A 17,633-nucleotide genomic window follows, 5' to 3' on the forward strand; every position below is an offset into this window, starting at 1 on the left:
ACGGCGCATTCTGACTATTTCAGTCTTACTCAAGACCTGACAGGTCTGAATCCACACTCTTGCACCGAAGCGGTGCGCTTCTGATGCAAACAGTCATGATCTTTGGCGCGGGCTGCTGCACGGTGCTCCATGCTGCGCGCCATTTTCGTGGCGGCGCAGCCGTCGCATTCAGACGATTTCCGCAATGCCCTGGAGCGAATCAGTCTTGACACCAGCAGTTACAGCTTATCCCGATTTCGATGACGACTTGATGGCGACTCGATAGCTCTCGCACGGCGGAATCCGTGGCGACGTTCCTGCTGAATGACAGGAGGCTGCGTCATGGCTGACCCGAGCGCCGAACACTGGTATCCGACCGCCGCGTATCTCTACACGCTGCACCTCGACGGCCCCGCGCTGGCGTGGGAATACCTGCGCCGCCACCCCGACTACCGCCGCGACTGGCTGCGCCGACGCCGCCGGCCAGAGGCCGCCGCGCGCTGGGGACTGCGCCTGCTGGAAGATCCCGCCCTGGATGCGCGCGACGCGCACCCGGCCTGGTTCCCCGATCACGATGCGGTGGTGCAGCTCTACCCGGACGACGACCCGCCACCCGACGCGGTGGCCTTCGCGTTCTGGCGCCTCCCCGGCCAGAAGCACCTGATCCACGATGGCAAGCGCCTGGTGCTGCTGACACGCTGGCCGGGCTGCTGCCTGCGGCTGGTGATCGCTCCCGGCCTGGCCGACGGCATGGCCTACGCCTATGCCATTCGCGCCTGCGCCGCCTCCTGCGGACGCTATCAGGCGCTGGCGGCCGAACTGGACAAGCTGGCCGCCGCTGGCGATGCAGCGCCAGCGGGAACGGCACGGTCGCGGCCGGCCCTCGCTGCGCTGCTGGAGTTGAACACGCTCCAGGCGCTCGACGGCACCCTCGCGGGTGCGTCCTTGCGCGACGTGGCCGAAGGGCTGTTCGGCGTCGATGCCGTCGCCGACGACTGGTACGCCGACAGCGCCTTGCGCGCCCGCGTTCGCCGGCTGGTACGGCGGGGCGATGCCCTGATGCGCGGCGGCTATCGCCGCCTGGCACAGCTTCCGCCGCTCAGGGAGGGACGTTCTGCATCCCCTGCAAAACGTCCCTGAGCAGGAAGCCTTGCTTTCTTGAAAGTGCCTCTATCCGGCCGCGTGGTGTGGCCGGGCTTGATGGAGGTACATCCCATGCGACCCGCTCCCTTGCGGCCTGCCGCCGCTGCTGTCGCTGCGCCCGTGCAGCCCCAACGCTACCTGACCAACGACGAAGCCGCCGAATACCTGCGGCTGTCGCCGCGCACGCTGGAGGAACAGCGCGTGATCGGCGGCGGCCCGAAGTTCCGCAAGTTCGGCCGCCGCGTCATGTACGCGGTGTCCGACCTCGATGCCTGGGCCGACCAGCGCAGCTACGAGGCCACGTCCGACCCGGAATATGCCGAGCGTCACGCGGGCGACTACCGTGATGGCCGCTGATCGTCGGCTCGCCGGTGGCCATCGTCATGTCCAGCCCATCGCTGCCGCCGGGGCAGCGATCGCAGCAGCGGGAACAGCTCGACCTGTTCCGCGCGCTGCCGGGCGACGGCATGGCGCCGCGCGACAGCCAGGACTTGATGGCCTTTCCGTTCTTCTCGCTGGCGAAGTCGCGGCGCACGGCGCCGATCGACTTCCGCAGCGGGAACATCACCATCCGCGTGGAAGGCACGGCCGAGCATGGCATCGCCACGATATGGGATGCCGACGTTTTGATTTGGGCGGCCTCGCAGATCGTGGAGGCGCGCGACGCAGGCATTCGCCCGTCGCGCTTGATACACGCCACGCCCTACGAAATCCTGCGCTTCATCGGGCGCGGCACGTCCCTCAACGACTACCAGCGCCTGAAAGCCGCGCTCGACCGGCTGCAATCGACCAGCGTGGCGACTTCCATCCGCGAAACCACCGGGCGGCGCTTGCACCGCTTTTCGTGGGTGAACGAATGGCGCGAGCTGGCCGACGCCAGCGGCACGCCACTGGGCATCGAACTGATCCTGCCGGATTGGTTCTATGCCGGCGTGCTCGACGCCGCCCTGGTGCTGACCATCGACCCGGCCTATTTCCGCTTGAAGGGCGGCATCGAACGCTGGCTGTACCGCCTGGTGCGCAAGCACGGCGGGCGGCAGGAACACGGCTGGCAGTTCGACTTCCGGCACCTGCACCGCAAGTCCGGCAGCGCGGCGCGCTTCTCGGACTTCGCCTACGACCTGCGCGTGCTGGTCGCGCGGCAGTCGCTGCCCGGCTACGTCCTGGGCATCGAGCCGATGCCGGGCGAAAGGCTGGAACTGCTGACCTTCCGGCCCGTGCCGTCCACGGCACGGGGATAACTGCGGGAAAAGGTGTGGACGGCCTCGTGCTATCAGGAGTACCGGGTATCGTGCTATCGGGAGTACGACCCTCGTGCTATCAGGAGTACGAAAACGCCGCAAAGCCAGTAACGGCGCGGGTTTGCGTCCCCTCTAACTTACCTAACTATAAATCTCTAACTTTTAGTAGAAGCGCGCCGTTTCGGTGGACAACCGCGAAACGGCACGGCCAGGCCGGCTTTCCAGCAGGGAGGGCCGCGCCATGATCTTCGCGTTTCTCAACCAGAAAGGCGGCGTCGGCAAGACCACGCTCGCCACCCACATCGCGGGCGAGCTGGCGATGCGCGGCCTGCACGTCATCCTGCTGGATGCCGACCCGCAGGGTTCCTCACTCGACTGGACGCAGCGCAGAAGCCAGCAAGGCTTGCCACGACTGTTCAGCGCCGTGGGCCTTGCCCGCGAAACGCTGCATCAGGAAGCGCCCGAGCTGGCCCGTCGTGCCGATCACGTCATCATCGACGGCCCGCCGCGCATCGCCGCCTTGGCGCGCTCCGCGCTGCTGGCGGCCGAGCGCGTGCTGATTCCCGTACAGCCCAGCCCGTATGACCTTTGGGCCAGCGCCGAGATGGTGGCGCTGATCCGCGAGGCGCAGGTGTTCCGGCCTGCGCTGCGCGCGGCCTTCGTCATCAATCGGCGCGTCAGCACCACCATCATCGGCCGGGAAGCGCGGCAATCGCTGGCCGAACAGCCGCTGCCGGCGCTGCGCAGCGAAGTGCGCCAGCGCATCGTCTTCGCCGACAGCGTGGCCGCTGGCCGGCTCGCCCGCGAGACGGCGCCCGAAAGCGCCGCCGCACGCGAGATCGCCGTGCTCACCGATGAACTGCTGCGGTGGCCCACATGAGCAGCCCGCGCAGCAAGCGCGTCGGCATCGGCGCACGGCCGCCCGCGAATCCGCACGCCGAGGCGTGGATTCGCCAGGGCGATGCCGATGCGCTCAACAAGGGCGACCTCTACACCGCACGCCTGACGCTCGACGTGACGCCTGCGCTGCGCGCGCGCATCAAGATTGCCGCCTTCGGCCAGGGGGTGACCGTGGCCGAACTGCTGCGCGGCCTGCTGGAGCGGGAGTTTCCCGACAAGCGCCCGGAGAACCTGCCATGAACGTATCCGCCTTGCCTGCCGCTCACGCGGCGACGGCTGCACCGGCCGCTGCGCCGCCGCCTTCGCTTTCGACGCTCGCCGGCCAGGTTGGCAGCGTGCCACTGACTCGCGTATCGCTCGCCTACGTCGAACCGCGCTTCAAGCTCTACCTGCGTTTCGGCGAACCGGCGCGCACGCTGCGGCTCGACCGCTGGCGGCGCTGTGCGGTGTTCCTGCCGCGTGCAATGTTCTGCCGTGTGCGCTGGGAGGCAAACGACTACGGCACGATCCGCTGGCAGCTCATGGTGATGCAAGCCGCCACGCCGCTGGAGGACATGCAGCGCATCCCCGGCGTGCGGCCAGGCGCACGCCTGCTGCTGCACGCCGAAGGCGAAAACGCTGTGCGTGCCGTGCTGGAACGCATCGACGGCATCGACGCGCAGGGCATCGCCGCCATCGACGTGTCGCCCGCGTACTGGCGCACGCTGGGCAACCGTCTGGCGGCTCGCCTGCCGCTGCCCGAATACACCGCCGAGCGGCACGCCGCCTGGCTGGCCGGAAGGGCGCTGCCATGACGACCCAATCCAACACCCCATGCACGCACGAAGTCGCGCCGCATCCTCGCTCGCGCCTGCGCGTTCGCATCGTGCTGGCGGGCTTCGCTGCCGTCGGCCTCGCTGCGCTGGCCTGGGCGGCTTTCGTGTCGCCGCTGCCGCGTCTGACCTACAACCCGTCCGACAGCGTGGCGGTCGGCTGGTATCGCATCGAACCGTTCGATCCGCGCACCGCCTCGCGGCCACGTCCGTTGTCCGTGGACAGCATCGTGCTGGTGCCGCTGCCCGACAGGGCCGCCATGCTGGCTGCGCAGCGCGGCTACCTGCCGACCCGCGTTCCGCTGCTCAAACGTGTGGGCGCAATCGCGCCGCAACACGTTTGCATCGTCGCCGGGCAGGTACGCATCGACGGCGTGCCTGCGGCCGCCGCGCTGCCTGCCGACCGGCTGGGCCGGCCGCTGCCATCTTTGCCGCTTTGCCGCCGCCTCGAACAGGGCGAGCTGTTCCTGTTGAGCGTGACCAATCCGGCGTCGTTCGACAGCCGCTATTTCGGCCCAGTCAGCGCATCCGCCGTGATCGGCGTCGCGCATCCGGTCTGGCTGGAGACACGCCCATGATGGCCGTCGATTCGCTGCACGTTGCCGTGCCTCTCATCGTGCCATCGGGCATGTCGTTCCAGTGGCTGCCGCCGTGTCGTCGCGCGTGCAGCGCGGGCGCATTCGCGCCGCGCCTCGCGCAACATCCGGCGCTTCCGTCCAGCTTGCAGGCGTCTTGCCTCGAACGCGCCCGGCCTGCGGCCATTGGCGCGTTCGCCGGCGGGCTGGCTGCAAGCAGCGCAGCGCCGCCGGGCCGCCGACGCCCGGAGCGACAGCGAGGGGCAAAGGCGGAAGGCAAGATAAAAGGTCGCGGCACCCGGCCGCTTGAAAACCCCGTCTGCACGTGGGTGTGGCGCGGCACGCGCCAAAGGGCTGCAGCGTGCCGCGAGAGTGCGCAATGCCGCACCGGCATTGGCGAAGGCGCGTGCTTTGGCCGCTGGACTGCGCCGGTCTTGGATGGAGGCGTAGCATGAGCAACCACGATGAGGACCGTTTCCGGGTACGACCTGGCGCGCCGAAACAGCGTGGCGACGCTTTCATCAACAAGGTGCTGCGCCAGACCAACAAGGCTGGCGCCAAGCTCGGCAAGACGGCCGGCAAAGTCGGCCAGCGGCCCGGTTCCCGGCTGGGGCGTGGCCACGTCGCGGCCCGCTTCGCCGGGGCCTCGCTCACGCCCAATGCACGTCGTGTGACGATCAAGACGCGACTGGTCAATCTGGCCAAGGCCGGGCCCCGTTCGACCGTCGCGCACCTGCGCTACATCGAGCGCGAAGGAGTTGATCGCCAAGGCGGGCCAGGCCATGCCTACGGCCCGACGACTGACGCGGCGGACACCGCCGCTTTCGAGGAACGCGGCCGGGAGGATCGACACCAGTTCCGCTTCATCGTCTCGCCAGAAGACGCCGAACAGCTCGACGACCTGCGCACCTACACCCGGCACCTGATGGCGCGCATGGAGGCCGACGTGGGTACGCGGCTGGACTGGGTGGCGGTGGATCACTGGAACACCGACAACCCGCACACGCACGTCGTCCTGCGCGGAAAGGATGACACCGGTAAAGACCTCATCATCTCCCGCGACTACATCGCCGAAGGGATGCGCCACCGGGCCGCCGAACTGGCGACCGAATGGCTGGGGCCGCGCACCGAGTTGGAAATCCAGCGCGTTATGCAGCGCGAAGTCGATCAGGAGCGGTGGACGGGGTTGGACCGCACCTTGCAACGCCTGGCCGTTGACGGTCCTGTGGGTCCAGAGACGTTGGCTGCACCCCGGCTGCAACGCCAGCGACAGATGCTGATTGGCCGTCTACAGCACTTGCAGCGCATGGGCCTGGCGACCGAGCATCAACCTGGCACATGGGCCATCCGCGCTGAGGCCGAGCCGACCCTGCGGGCCATGGGCGAGCGCGGCGACATCATCCGCACCATGCAGCGCGCCATGAGCGGCCGACAGCGCGAACTGTCAGTGTTTCTGCCCGGCGAGGATGGCCGCGCCATCGTTGGCCGTGTGGTCGGCAAAGGATTGGCCGACGAGCTGTACGACAAGGGTTATCTGGTCGTCGATGGAACCGATGGCAAGGCGCACTACGTCGCGCTGCCACCGCGCTCGGAGCTGGAGCAGTATCCGACCGGCGCCGTGGTGGAGGTGAAAGGCTCGGCCGACGTGCGCGTGGCCGACCGGAACATCGCCGCGCTGGCCGTCGATGGCGTGTACCGCACCGATCATCATTTGGCCGTCGCGCAAGGTCAGGCTACGCCCGACCGCGATCCGCGTGAGGTGGTGGCCGCGCACGTGCGCCGGCTCGAAGCCCTGCGCCGCGCCGGCATCGTGGAGCGCGAGGCCGAAGGCGTCTGGCGAGTGCCCGACGACCTCGCCGAGCAGGGCCGCCATTACGACGCGCAGCGCCTTGGCGGCGGCGTGGCGGTGGAACTGAAATCGCACCTACCCATCGAGCGCCAAGCGCGCGTCGTCGGCGCCACCTGGCTCGACCAGCAGTTGATCGGAAGCGACAAGGGCTTGGGCGACCTGGGCTTTGGGGCCGAGGTGAAGGACGCGCTACGCCAGCGCGCCGACTTTCTGACTGAACAGGGCTTGGCCGAGCAGCGCGGGCAGCGCGTCATTCTTGCGCGCAACCTGTTGGCAACGCTGCGCGGGCGCGAACTGGCACAGACTGCGAAGGACATTGCCGCCGAAACTGGGCTGGAACATCGCCCCGTGGCCGACGGGCAGCGCGTCTACGGCATCTATCGCCGCAACGTCATGCTCGCCAGTGGGCGCTACGCGATGCTCGATGACGGCATGGGGTTCAGTCTGGTGCCGTGGAAGCCAGTGATCGAGCAGCATCTTGGGCAAACCGTGACGGCGGTGATACGCATCAATGGCGTGTCCTGGGAACTTGGGCGGCAACGCGGGCTTGCAATTGGATAAGTCGGGCCTGTCCGAATATTTGTGTAAACGGCGCTTGGATTACACCTAAGGGCTGCGTTGGCGGCATGACGATCGAAGCGATCCGGGTCGAAATCTTCGCCGGCCCATTGCTGGGATGACGTTCCTCACAGTCCGGCTCTTCGTCCAGTAGTTCGAGGTAATCCTGATAGCAGCCCGCACCGTTGGGCTGATCCAGCGGCAGCACTTCCTCCCCATGAACGACGTGATGCCAGTTGTCGCCGAAGTCGAGACCGACCGTGAGGATGTCGCCCAGACAAATCTTGCGCTCGTCGATCACTACTCGATTCGGATCGTCCTCAAGATGGGAGATGAAATAGGCCCGGCCCCTCTGGAGACAACAACCAGTGTCCAAGCACGGCCTGCAGCTCCGTTGGCTCCACCGGTTTACGCAGCACGAGATAGCCTTGCTCTTCCGCCTCCGCCAATTCCGGGGAATCCAGTTCGCCGCTGATCATGGCCCCGCTCGCATCGGGCAGGCGTTCAAGCAATTCGCACAACAGCTCGAAACCGCTCTCGCCCGAGCGCAGCCGCTGGTCGCAGAACACGACATCCGGTTTGAAGCCGGATTCAAGGAGGCGCAAAGCCTGCCCGCCCGATTCGGCGCAGGCGACCTGCAGCCCCCAGGTTTGCATCAAGGTTTGCCAGGCGCTACGCACCAACGGGTCGTCATCGACCACGAGGCAAGCGCCCGACCAATGCGGCACCGCCTGGGGCAAGGTCGAGGCGGTCAGCCCAGCGAGGGCAGGATGCCTCCCTTCCTTCGTCGCATCGAGACGAATCCAGAAGCACGAACCCTTGCCCTCGCGGGAGCGGAATCCGTGCTTCGCGCCCATCATGGCGCAGCAGCGAGCGACGACGGCCAGCCCCAGCCCGTGGCCGGCACTGTCAATATCCCAGGCGTGCTCGTTGCGGAAAAATGGCGAAAAGATGTCGGCGCCGTCGCGCGTTGCGATTCCGATACCGGTGTCCCAGACTTCGCATCGCCAGCCGCCGCCTCGTCGGCGAACGGCCAGCAGGATGCCTCCTTGGCGCGTGTAGCGCAGGGCGTTGTGCAGCAGGTTGCTCAGCGACTGGCGCAGCAGCGTCCCATCGGCGACGGCCATCGCCCCGTCCGCCGGCAGATGGACACGCAAGGCCAGTCCCCGATTGCGCGCCTCCTCGCGAAAGATGGTCGCGACGTTGGCGACCACCTCGGCCAGATCGACGGCTTCGGTCTTGATTTGAACCCGGCCGCTCTCGATCCGGGACAAGTCGAGCAGGGCGTTGAACATCTGCGTGGCCGAATGCACGCTTTCCCGCAGGTCCGTCAGGGCGGCGTCGAGCGCCGGGTCGCGATTGCTTCGCGAAATCGACTCGACCAGGAAGCCCATGGCATGCACTGGCTGGCGCAGGTCATGACTGGCCGTGGTCAGGAACAGGTTCTTGTCGTACAGCGCCTTTTCGGCCTCTTCCTTGGCCCGGCGGAAGTTCTCGGTCAGGCGTGCGCCTTCTTCCTTTAGCACGATGTTTTGCACGAAAAAGCGATGCGAGATTGCCGAATGTTTGAGCATCGTACGGATATAGATCAGGGTCAGCGGCATCACGTAATACCAGTGATCCGGAAAGCTATAAGGCACCAGCAGCGTCACGCTTCCCCAGCCGGTCAGGAAAAAGCTACGGAATACCGATAACACTGGCGATGAATGTACGGAATTGCCAGCGACGATGGCTGCAATAGTCACCAGATAGAGCAGTTGAAACTCGAACGTGGCGTGATGTGCCGTCAGTAACGGCGGGACGGCCATGCTGCTGCCGTAAACCAGTGCCATGCCGTGAATTCGCGGCGACCAGCGGCGCAGAATCGCCTCTGGCTCGCCCTCGGCACGCTCGCGGTGGTAGCGCCGATACTGCCAGCGAACCACCAGCAGCCCGACGAAATACCAGGCCGCCCACAGCACGAGCCCGAGTGGATTCTGACCGAGATGGATATACCAGGCGATGAAGGGCAGGCTGACAACGACCATCGCCCCAAACCCGTAGTTGATGCGAGCAAAAGCCACATCAAACAAACCCACCCGGCCGGCTGGACTGATATCGGCGTACCCGAGATCCTTGCCAACCCCGGTCGCCCGATTCTCGTCCCGCTCAGACATCGATCCGCTTCCCCCGCAGCCGCGTAATCAATTCCACGCGGTTGCGTGCCCCCAGCCGTTCCAGAATACCGCTCACGTGCTCCTTGACGGTTTGTTCCGTCAGCGAGAGCTGTTGCGCAACCCGCTTGTTGGGCAAGCCCTTGAGCATCAGGGCGAGAACCTCCCCTTGGCGTGGAGTCAAGCCCAACTCGGCGGGGCTCAACGGCAGGCTGCGTGCTTCGTCGGTCGCCTGGGCGACAACCGAAGTGTCGTCGAACCATGCATCGCCGCGCAGTACCGCAGCGGCGGCCAACACAAAAATTGCGGGGTCAGCGTGCTTCAGCACAAAACCATCGACGGCCAACCGGCGTACCTTGTCACGGATCACAGGATCGCCGTCCCCGCTGATTACCAGCAGTCGAGTTGCTGGATACTCGTCCCGAAACCGTGCCAGCATCGGCAACGCCGTACCTTCCGGCAGCCAGAAATCGATCAGAGCCAGTGTCGGCGCTCCGAATTGCCCGATGTGCGTCCAGAGGTCGGTAGCCCGGCAAATCGCATTGGTACGCGCAAACCCGCAATGCGTGCGCAGAAAGTCCGCAATGCCGCGCGCGACCAGTGGATGGTCATCCACAACCACGGCAGAATGTTCACTGGGCGGCATCATCGCAATGGTCAGAATCGTAAATGCCTTTTGTCATCGAAAGATTTACCAGCCAAACACTGCTTCAGTTCATCGCGTGCCTTGAGTCCGTCGTGCCATTCGATGCTGGCGATCGACTTGCCCTGGTAGAGCACCTCGAAACTCCAGTTGTCCCTCATCCCGTCCATCAGGGCCTCGATGGTCGGCACCGCGAACGCCAGCAACGGCGGTGCGGTCGGACTCACTTCCATATAGATGGCGTTGAGCGTCATCGCATCCGGCGCAATCTCCCGAGACAGGTCAATACCGACAAAGGACCGAATCGCCTGACTATCGTAAATCGCATCCTCAGTCTCTTCATCCGACAGCCCGAAACATTGCTGGGCAACGTACATCCTCAGCATTCGCGTCAGCCCCACCGGCGGACGCCCGCGACGACCCGTCGTCGGATAGAACGGTGCGATCACCTGTACGAGATAAGACCATGGCACAACCGCCTCAAGCTCCTGCAAGAAACGATCTCGCCGGGTCACTATTCTTCTGTGAGTATTCCAGCTCCGAAAAACTCCGCTGCATCTTCAATGATCCGATGATTTCAACCAGATTCTATTGTCTCAATTCCGAGCACAAAATGGATCGGGGAAAAATCAGCATTTCCATAAAGGAACTTTCCCGGGTGCGGAGCGACGTCGAGCCACTACGCCAAGCATGCCGAGTCCGGACAGCATGAGCAGGGCTACGCCTGGCTCCGGAACGGAAGCCGTGGCGACCTCGTAGCTCAGATTGTCGATGGCGAAACCCTCTCCCCCTCCCTGAAACCGGAGGGTATCGACCAACCCGCCATAGCCGGAGGCGACCCATTCGAGGGGGCCGCCAACCAGCGGATCCAGAATCGAGTGCACCAACTGCCCCTGATAAAACAATGAAATGCTGGTGATCGGATTGGCCCAGTCGGCCGCGTAGGATTTGTAGTAGGTGCCATGAAACACGACGGGGGCGCCGTCAAACCTCAACTCTCCGGTCGACGTTGCGGGGCCGTAGAACAGGTAGTCGTCGATGCCCTCTCCGGCGCCATTGACTACGCTCCCGGCCTGAAACCAACCGGAAATGCCACCGTAGCCGTCGGCAATACCCGTTGCGGGAACATCCTCGAATGTAACCGTCACAGGGGTCGCCTGAACAGTGGCTGCCATGGTCAAAGCAAGTGAAAATAAAAATACGGCCGCGGAGCGATTCATGATGTTGTCCTTTCAGAATAGGTAATAGTTTTGGGTCTTTTGGATACAGAACCTAATGGTTAGAATCGTAAATGCCTTTTGTCATCGAAAGATTTACCAGCTAAACACTGCTTCAGTTCATCGCGCGCCTTGAGTCCGTCATGCCACTCAATGTCGGCAATCGACTTGCCCTCGTAGATGACCTCAAAACGCCAGGTGTCTTCCATGCCGCCCATCAGCGCCTCGATGCTCGGCACGGCGAAGACGATCAGCGGCGGCGCGGTAGGGCTCACTTCCATGTAGATCGCATTTAGCGTCACCGGGGCCACATCGCCTTGTTTCAAGGTGACCTTGACCGGCTGCCGGTTCTTCAATTTCGGGAAGGCGTGGTCCTTGCCCAGTGGCGAGAACCCGAGCAGCGCGCCTCGATAATTCCCCCCGGGGCCGAGCAGGGTGACCGCCATGCCGTCGGAAAAGCCGTCCTCGCGCTCGCCTTTGGCGCGCTTGGCGAGTTTGGCGCGCAGAAACGTCGCCGCGCAGTACTCGCCCGGCTTGGCTTTCGAGTTGACCTGCATGAATTCCCACCACCCGGCGATGACCTTTTCGCGGTATCGGATCGCCTCTTCCTTGTTGGAAGTCATGATGTTCGCTGCATTGATTTCCTTTACGTTGGTCTCCATCACGGATCCCAACACATCGAAAGATTCCCCCTGGGCTTCAGTCTTAGCGTGGCAGGGGACGGTCGCAACCATGAGCGTGGTGGCCAAAATCACGGTTTTCATCATTTTCCAGTTGCCTTTCATTGTTCGAAACCGCAGTGACAAGCAAGGATGGTCACTGCATCCGGTATCGCATGGTGTTGGGTTGTATCAGCGCTTGGGCCTGATGGCGTCGTTGCAAACGAGCCGGATTTCGCGCGACCCCGTTCCCTCGTAGTCTCCACGGACGACGATATCGTTCACCCGCCATTTGCCGCTGGCGTCGGGCCGCACGCTGAATTCGGCGAAGCATTCGGCATAACCGCCCGGGTCCCCGCCGATGACGCCCTGCGCACCGTAAACCGTGACACCCTGCTGTTCCCACCAGGCGCTGTAGCGCAGGAAGCGCGCGTCGGCGGTCTGGTTGAAATCATCGGGGTTGCCCATGATGTCGACGACTTTCTGTTCGGGCTGACCCATAAAGACCGCCGCCAGTTTGGCCTCGTGCTTGTTCATTTTCGAGCCATCCGGATGTTTGCCTGCGTTCTTGGCGACTTCGAGATCGGCTTTCATTTCTGCCTGGGTCTTCTTGATGCTCTCCAGCAGACCAGCTCGAATCGATGCGGTGCCGGACTCCAGTTCCTGCTGTTTCCGCTTGAGCTTTTCGATCGCCGCCTGCCTGTCGGCTTCAGAAAGCGGCTGAGCCCATTTACCGCTCGGGTCGGGACGTTTCTTGGCAAGGACTTTGTCCCACCAGAAGCTATCCCAGGCGAAGTCCAGGAATTCAGACGGTAAAGTTGCGCCGATGAGCAGCATATCTTCCGGCAGACCCAGCTTGCCGATGCGCTTGCCGAAACCGTCGAAATCGAAGGTGTCGCCCTTGATGGCGGCGTGCAAGGCCTTATCGAATTCGATGTCGTTGCAGGCAATCGTCCCGGCTTTCGAGAGCATCGGCGCGCTGGAGGTTTTCCAGTCGCTGGCAGCCACGGCTTCGGTTTTCAGATCGGAACGCCTTAATTTGTAGCTGTTCGGTCCGATGCGAAAGGTGACGACATTGCCGTTCCGTACCTTGTTCTTGTTTTCGGTGATCTTGCGGCTGGCCATGTCCATCGAAAAGGCGTTCGAACACTGGAACTGCAATTTCATATGCACGAACTCAGGCTTGTTTGCGTTCTCGTATACGGCCGTAACAGCGATTTCCCTGATTTCTGTCGAGCCCATGACCTGATCTGGCGGCGTCCGATTCAAAATCGTTCTGACATCGGCAAAGTAAGCAACCCGGTCATCGACCTCGCCCTCGTATTGCAGAACCACGCCGAAGGCAAAAGCCTCTGCAGGCAACAGGAGAGACCCCGCACACACCATTAGAAGCCAGCGTAGCGTAGGCATTGGGCATATCCAAACATTTTGAACTCCATGAGGAAAGCGCTCATCACTTGTAAAAACCATACCAAGCGGATTATCTGGCGCTAGCACCAAGAGGCGAAACCCTACCGAGGTAGGGTTGAATGATCGCAGCAGCTCTGGGACATTCATCATTACCATTAACAACCCCGAAAAAGGAACTCATCCATGAAGAAGACGCTTGCGCTGGCCTCGGCGGCCGCATTCGTTGCCCTGACCTCGGGCTGCGCTTCGTTTGCAGTCAGCAATGAAGCCATCGAGCGAAACACTGCCCAGGCCCTCGGCTTGGCCAAAGGCTCGTTCACCATCGCTGATCGCGTCAATGACGGCGTGAAAGCGAGCTACACGGTCAAGACCAACACCGGCAAGCAATACGCCTGCTACGTCACCGGCTCGGTGTCACAGCTCGGGCGCGCTGTGTCCGATGCGATTTGCTCCGAGGTCGGTAAGGGCGGCAAGCCTGCAGCTGGTGCCGCTGCGACCGGTGGGTCGTGCAATGCACTGCTGAAGGCAGCGGGCAAGTGCTGAGGCCAAAGTAATGCACCAGCACTTCAGTTGCACGGGGTGTCGTCCTCATGAAATTCGTGCAAATGGTGTTTCGCTATTCCAGGTTGTTGTATGAATCCGAACTCGCGCCCCCAGTCCTGAGGACGGTGTGCGTTGCTCCTGCGATTCCCCCCATCTGGCAACAGGCAAGTAGGGGCTTTGTGGGAAAACAGCGAGAGGGGGAGATAGATGGAGCTTCGCCACCTTCGTTGCTTTCTTGCAGTAGCGGAAGAACTCCACTTCGCTCGCGCGGCCGAGCGGTTGCATATTGAGCAGTCGCCTCTGTCGCGGGCGGTCAAAGAGCTGGAAGAAGACCTGGGCGTTCAGTTGTTCGCCCGCACCACCCGCAGTACCCGGCTGACGCGCGCGGGCCGGATGTTCTTGGAACATGTGCCGCGCGTTTTCGCCTCCTTGCAGCAGGCCCAGGATAGCGTGAAGGCCGCCGCCAACGGCTTCCATGGCCAATTGCGCATTGCCTTGTCTGACGGCATCACGCCGACTTGCTTCTCAGCCCTCTTGGCACTTTGCCGGCAGGAAGAGCCCGAGATCGAAATTCGCCTGACCGAGGTTCCCTTGTCCCAGCAGATCAAGGGGCTGCACGACGATCTCTACGACGTGGGCTTTGCTCAGTTGGATGAGGCTGGAGATGGGCTGCTTGCAAAACCGATTTGGCACGATCCACTGATGGTGGCGGTTCCCGCACGTCATCCCTTGCTCGCCTACAAGCGTGTACCTTTGGACGAGATGCTGCGCTATCCCTTGGCACTCTGCGATGCGCAGGCATGCGAAGGACATGTTCGCCAAGTTGATCGCGCTTTGCGTCAATCGAGTCTGGAGCCGTTGGTCGCCGAACGAGTGGCGTCGTTTGATCTGATGATGACCCTGGTGTCGGCCGGGTTTGCACTGGGGCTAGCGGGCGCATCGCAGATTGCCGCCAGCCGTGAACCCAGCGTGGTGGCCCGACCGCTGGCTGGCCGATCGCACATGCTCACGACTTACATGCTGCGTGTGGATAACGAACCGTCGGACACCTTGGCGCGTTTCATCGAGCGAGTCCTTGCCATTGATCCCCCAAGAGGAAAGACCTCTGTTGCACTTGAACGAACTGATCCACCAGAGGAAATCGAGCCATGAAGAAGATCATTACGTTTCTGCTTGCTGCAACGCTGGTTGCTTGCGGCAAATCCGAACCGATCGCGACAAGCAACAGCTCTGCGCCAATCGAAACCGTCGAATCGCTCGCCGCCAATCCCGAACGGTTAAAGGCACTGCGCCAGCAATGCAAGACAGATCGAGTAAAGCTCGGTGATGAACTCTGCAACCGAGTAGCCGAAGCGACGAATCAACGTTTTCTGGGCGACGGAAAAACGCCCTACACGCCACCAAAGGAGCAATCCAAGTTCTGATTGTGGTCGGCTGGCCACGGAACTGCACTTATTTTCTCGATACGCCGCAATGCTCCCTGGCTTGCGGCGTTTTTATTGGTTTTTCTCCTGCATGAATTGATGCTTTTTGAAGCGCTTTTGTCCCGATAACGGTCTTTGACCGGCCTTTATCCAGCCCCGAATCTCGCGCATGCGGCACGTTTTCGTGCCACTTGCCATACAGGAGAAATCGGGAGGCCAGGATGCAAGGTCAAGGTGTGCTCTTCGGGCAGATCGCCGCTGTTTTCAGCATCGTGATCGCCGGCGTGTGGGGTGCCACGCAATGGGCAGCCGCCGCCCTGGGCTACCAACTACGCCTTGGCTCGCCCTGGTTCGATTTCTTCGGCACGCCGGTGTATCACCCTTGGCGGCTGTTCGAGTGGTGGTTCTTCTTCGATGCCTACGCGCCGCACGTCTTCGACATCGGCGGTGCGATCGCGGGTGGCAGTGGGCTGATCGCCGTAGTCGTCGCCATTGCCATGTCCGTGTGGCGCTCGCGGCAATCGAAGCTGGTTACGACCTATGGTTCGGCGCGCTGGGCTGATGCAAACGACATCCGCAAGGCCGGGCTGACCCAGCCGACCGGCGTCTTCCTCGGTCTGCATGACGGGCAATACCTTCGTCACGAAGGCCCTGAACACGTCCTGACCTTCGCGCCGACGCGCTCCGGCAAAGGCGTTGGCCTGGTGGTCCCAACGCTGCTCTCCTGGCCCGCGTCCACCGTGATCCACGACATCAAGGGCGAAAACTGGCAGATCACCGCCGGCTGGCGCTCGCGCTTCTCGCACTGCTTGCTGTTCAACCCGACCGATCCGAAGTCAGCGGCCTACAACCCGCTGCTGGAGGTTCGGCGCGGTGCGCATGAAGTGCGCGACGTGCAGAACATCGCCGACATCCTGGTCGATCCCGAAGGCGCGCTGGAGCGGCGCAACCATTGGGAAAAGACTTCGCACGCACTACTGGTCGGCGCCATCCTGCATGTGCTCTATGCGGGTGAGGACAAGACGCTGCGCGGCGTTGCCAACTTCCTGTCCGATCCGGCATGTCCGTTCGAGCTGACGCTGCACCGGATGATGACGACGCGGCACCTCGGCGATGCACCGCATCCCGTAGTCGCTTCGGCCGCGCGCGAAGTGCTCAACAAGAGCGACAACGAGCGCTCGGGCGTGCTGTCCACGGCTATGTCCTTCCTCGGCCTGTACCGCGACCCCACTGTGGCCGAAGTCACGTCGCGCTGCGACTGGCGCATCGCCGACCTGATTTCGGCAAAGCATCCGGTATCGCTATACCTGGTCGTGCCGCCGTCCGACATCAGCCGCACCAAGCCGCTGGTGCGCCTGATCCTCAACCAGATCGGCCGAAGGCTGACCGAATCGCTGGACGGCTCGGACGGCATTGAGCGTCGCCACAAGCTGCTGTTGATGCTCGACGAGTTCCCGGCGCTGGGCCGACTTGATTTCTTCGAGACGGCCCTGGCGTTCATGGCCGGCTATGGGATTCGCAGCTTCCTGATCGCGCAGTCGCTCAACCAGATCGACAAGGCGTATGGGCAAAACCACTCCATCCTCGACAACTGCCATGTGCGCGTGACGTTCGCTACGAACGACGAGCGCACCGCCAAACGGATCTCCGAGACGTTGGGCACGGCCACCGAGCTGCGCGCCCAGCGCAACTACGCGGGCCATCGGCTCGCGCCGTGGCTGGGCCACCTGATGGTGTCGCGCCAGGAAACCGCGCGCCCGCTGCTGACGCCGGGCGAAGTGATGCAGCTTCCGCCCGACGAGGCGGTGGTGATGGTGTCCAGCGTCGCGCCAATCGAGGCGAAGAAGCTGCGCTACTACGCGGACGGCAATTTCAAGCGTCGCGTGCTGTCGCCGCCCGTACTGGCGGGCGGGCAGTACGCAGACGCGCCGCCATCGCGGCCCGACGACTGGAGCGGGTTGGCGGTTCCCGCCGTGCCCGCCGCACCGGCCACGGCATCCGCCGATGGCCTGGGTTCCACGGATGACGGTGGCCCGCGCCGCCAGCCCGAGCTTTCCGAAACCGTCGCCTACGACCCCGAGCTGGCCGCGTCCGCAGCCGACCTCGCGCTGCTCGATGACGACGACGACCTGCCGCTTCCCCTTCCTCGCCAGCTCGATCCTGCCATGCAGCGCACGGCCCGACTGGCTTCCCTCGACCCCAACGACGGAATCGAGCTATGAGCCACTACCGCCTCAACCTGTTCATCCAGCCGGAGCACGCCAAGCGGCTCGATGAGTTGGCCGCCAAGAAAGGCGTGTCCAAGTCGTCCATCGTCGCGGCGGCGCTCGCATCGTGGCTGTCGCCCGATGCCGCCGACCAGCGCGAGGCGGCCATCGCCAAGCGGCTGGATCGCCTGTCGCGCCAGGCCGAGCGCATGGAGCGCGATCAGAACATCGCCATCGAAACGCTGGCGCTGTTCATCCGCTACTACCTGACCGTCAGCACGCCGGTTCCCGAGGCGCATCAAGACGCGGCGCGCGCCCAA

Annotated in this window: 19 protein-coding genes and 1 pseudogene; 13 read left to right on the top strand and 7 right to left on the bottom strand. The window is 63.5% G+C overall.

The features are described from left to right. Positions 1-321 precede the first annotated feature (321 nt). The 8 genes from ACYQ1H_RS10950 to ACYQ1H_RS10985 all read left to right on the top strand — a co-directional run bounded on the left by ACYQ1H_RS10950 (position 322) and on the right by ACYQ1H_RS10985 (position 7,060). On the top strand, positions 322-1,119 hold the full coding sequence (locus tag ACYQ1H_RS10950; protein ID WP_460028076.1) for a DUF2285 domain-containing protein: 798 nt from the start codon (positions 322-324) through the stop codon (positions 1,117-1,119). 75 nt (positions 1,120-1,194) lie between these two features. Beyond that, positions 1,195-1,479, top strand: a complete 285-nt coding sequence (locus ACYQ1H_RS10955) for a helix-turn-helix domain-containing protein (protein ID WP_460028077.1) — start codon at positions 1,195-1,197, stop codon at positions 1,477-1,479. Positions 1,480-1,505: 26 nt separating this feature from the next. Further along, positions 1,506-2,363, top strand: coding sequence for a replication initiator protein A (locus tag ACYQ1H_RS10960; RefSeq protein ID WP_198073785.1), 858 nt, complete (start codon positions 1,506-1,508; stop codon positions 2,361-2,363). A gap of 241 nt (positions 2,364-2,604) precedes the next feature. Beyond that, positions 2,605-3,243 carry a ParA family partition ATPase gene (parA, locus tag ACYQ1H_RS10965; RefSeq protein WP_054471175.1) on the top strand — a complete coding sequence of 213 codons (639 nt, stop codon included), beginning with the start codon at positions 2,605-2,607 and terminating at the stop codon, positions 3,241-3,243. Continuing rightward, positions 3,231-3,503 (top strand): hypothetical protein, encoded by a 273-nt coding sequence (locus ACYQ1H_RS10970; RefSeq protein WP_460028078.1) that lies wholly within the window; start codon positions 3,231-3,233, stop codon positions 3,501-3,503. Before parA ends, ACYQ1H_RS10970 begins: the two co-directional genes overlap by 13 nt. Next, positions 3,500-4,057, top strand: coding sequence for a DUF2840 domain-containing protein (locus tag ACYQ1H_RS10975; protein WP_121351178.1), 558 nt, complete (start codon positions 3,500-3,502; stop codon positions 4,055-4,057). Before ACYQ1H_RS10970 ends, ACYQ1H_RS10975 begins: the two co-directional genes overlap by 4 nt. Beyond that, the gene (locus ACYQ1H_RS10980; RefSeq protein ID WP_460028079.1) at positions 4,054-4,653 is read left to right on the top strand and encodes a S26 family signal peptidase; all 600 of its coding nucleotides are present in this window, start codon (positions 4,054-4,056) and stop codon (positions 4,651-4,653) included. The genes ACYQ1H_RS10975 and ACYQ1H_RS10980 overlap by 4 nt, the downstream gene beginning before the upstream one ends. Before the next feature lie 448 nt (positions 4,654-5,101). Beyond that, positions 5,102-7,060 (top strand): DUF3363 domain-containing protein, encoded by a 1,959-nt coding sequence (locus ACYQ1H_RS10985; protein ID WP_460028080.1) that lies wholly within the window; start codon positions 5,102-5,104, stop codon positions 7,058-7,060. On the opposite strand, the gene ACYQ1H_RS10990 is transcribed toward ACYQ1H_RS10985, so the two are convergent. The 7 genes and pseudogenes from ACYQ1H_RS10990 to ACYQ1H_RS11020 form a co-directional block, all read right to left on the bottom strand. Further along, positions 7,008-7,358: a plasmid pRiA4b ORF-3 family protein gene (locus tag ACYQ1H_RS10990; RefSeq protein WP_460028081.1), complete on the bottom strand. Its 351-nt coding sequence runs from the start codon at positions 7,356-7,358 to the stop codon at positions 7,008-7,010. The two genes, ACYQ1H_RS10985 and ACYQ1H_RS10990, sit on opposite strands and share 53 nt — an antisense overlap. Before the next feature lie 19 nt (positions 7,359-7,377). Further along, a complete protein-coding gene (locus ACYQ1H_RS10995) occupies positions 7,378-9,213 on the bottom strand; it encodes an ATP-binding response regulator (RefSeq protein WP_460028082.1) in 1,836 nt (611 codons plus the stop codon). Next, positions 9,206-9,859: a LuxR C-terminal-related transcriptional regulator gene (locus tag ACYQ1H_RS11000; RefSeq protein ID WP_460028083.1), complete on the bottom strand. Its 654-nt coding sequence runs from the start codon at positions 9,857-9,859 to the stop codon at positions 9,206-9,208. Before ACYQ1H_RS11000 ends, ACYQ1H_RS10995 begins: the two co-directional genes overlap by 8 nt. A 239-nt stretch (positions 9,860-10,098) precedes the next feature. Then, positions 10,099-10,411 (bottom strand): annotated as a pseudogene (locus ACYQ1H_RS11005) (transposase); the annotation flags it as partial. Positions 10,412-10,482: 71 nt separating this feature from the next. Then, entirely contained in the window at positions 10,483-11,073 is a 591-nt protein-coding gene (locus ACYQ1H_RS11010; RefSeq protein ID WP_460028084.1) for a PEP-CTERM sorting domain-containing protein, read from the bottom strand. Positions 11,074-11,132: 59 nt separating this feature from the next. Next, positions 11,133-11,855 (bottom strand): hypothetical protein, encoded by a 723-nt coding sequence (locus ACYQ1H_RS11015; protein ID WP_460028085.1) that lies wholly within the window; start codon positions 11,853-11,855, stop codon positions 11,133-11,135. A 66-nt stretch (positions 11,856-11,921) separates the two neighbouring features. Beyond that, complete coding sequence (locus ACYQ1H_RS11020) at positions 11,922-13,139, bottom strand: hypothetical protein (protein ID WP_460028086.1); 1,218 nt, start codon at positions 13,137-13,139, stop codon at positions 11,922-11,924. A gap of 183 nt (positions 13,140-13,322) precedes the next feature. Between ACYQ1H_RS11020 and ACYQ1H_RS11025 the strand changes: the two genes are divergently transcribed. The 5 genes from ACYQ1H_RS11025 to ACYQ1H_RS11045 form a co-directional block, all read left to right on the top strand. Further along, complete coding sequence (locus ACYQ1H_RS11025; RefSeq protein WP_460028087.1) at positions 13,323-13,682, top strand: hypothetical protein; 360 nt, start codon at positions 13,323-13,325, stop codon at positions 13,680-13,682. Between the two features lie 207 nt (positions 13,683-13,889). Next, positions 13,890-14,834, top strand: coding sequence for a LysR family transcriptional regulator (locus tag ACYQ1H_RS11030; RefSeq protein ID WP_460028088.1), 945 nt, complete (start codon positions 13,890-13,892; stop codon positions 14,832-14,834). Next, the gene (locus ACYQ1H_RS11035; protein ID WP_460028089.1) at positions 14,831-15,106 is read left to right on the top strand and encodes an EexN family lipoprotein; all 276 of its coding nucleotides are present in this window, start codon (positions 14,831-14,833) and stop codon (positions 15,104-15,106) included. The genes ACYQ1H_RS11030 and ACYQ1H_RS11035 overlap by 4 nt, the downstream gene beginning before the upstream one ends. Positions 15,107-15,327: 221 nt before the next feature. Then, positions 15,328-17,328, top strand: a complete 2,001-nt coding sequence (locus ACYQ1H_RS11040) for a conjugal transfer protein TraG (protein ID WP_460028090.1) — start codon at positions 15,328-15,330, stop codon at positions 17,326-17,328. Next, on the top strand, positions 17,325-17,633 hold a 309-nt coding region (locus ACYQ1H_RS11045), incomplete at its 3' end, for a hypothetical protein (RefSeq protein ID WP_460028091.1). The genes ACYQ1H_RS11040 and ACYQ1H_RS11045, both read left to right, overlap by 4 nt.

The organism is Methyloparacoccus murrellii, from assembly GCF_054657115.1.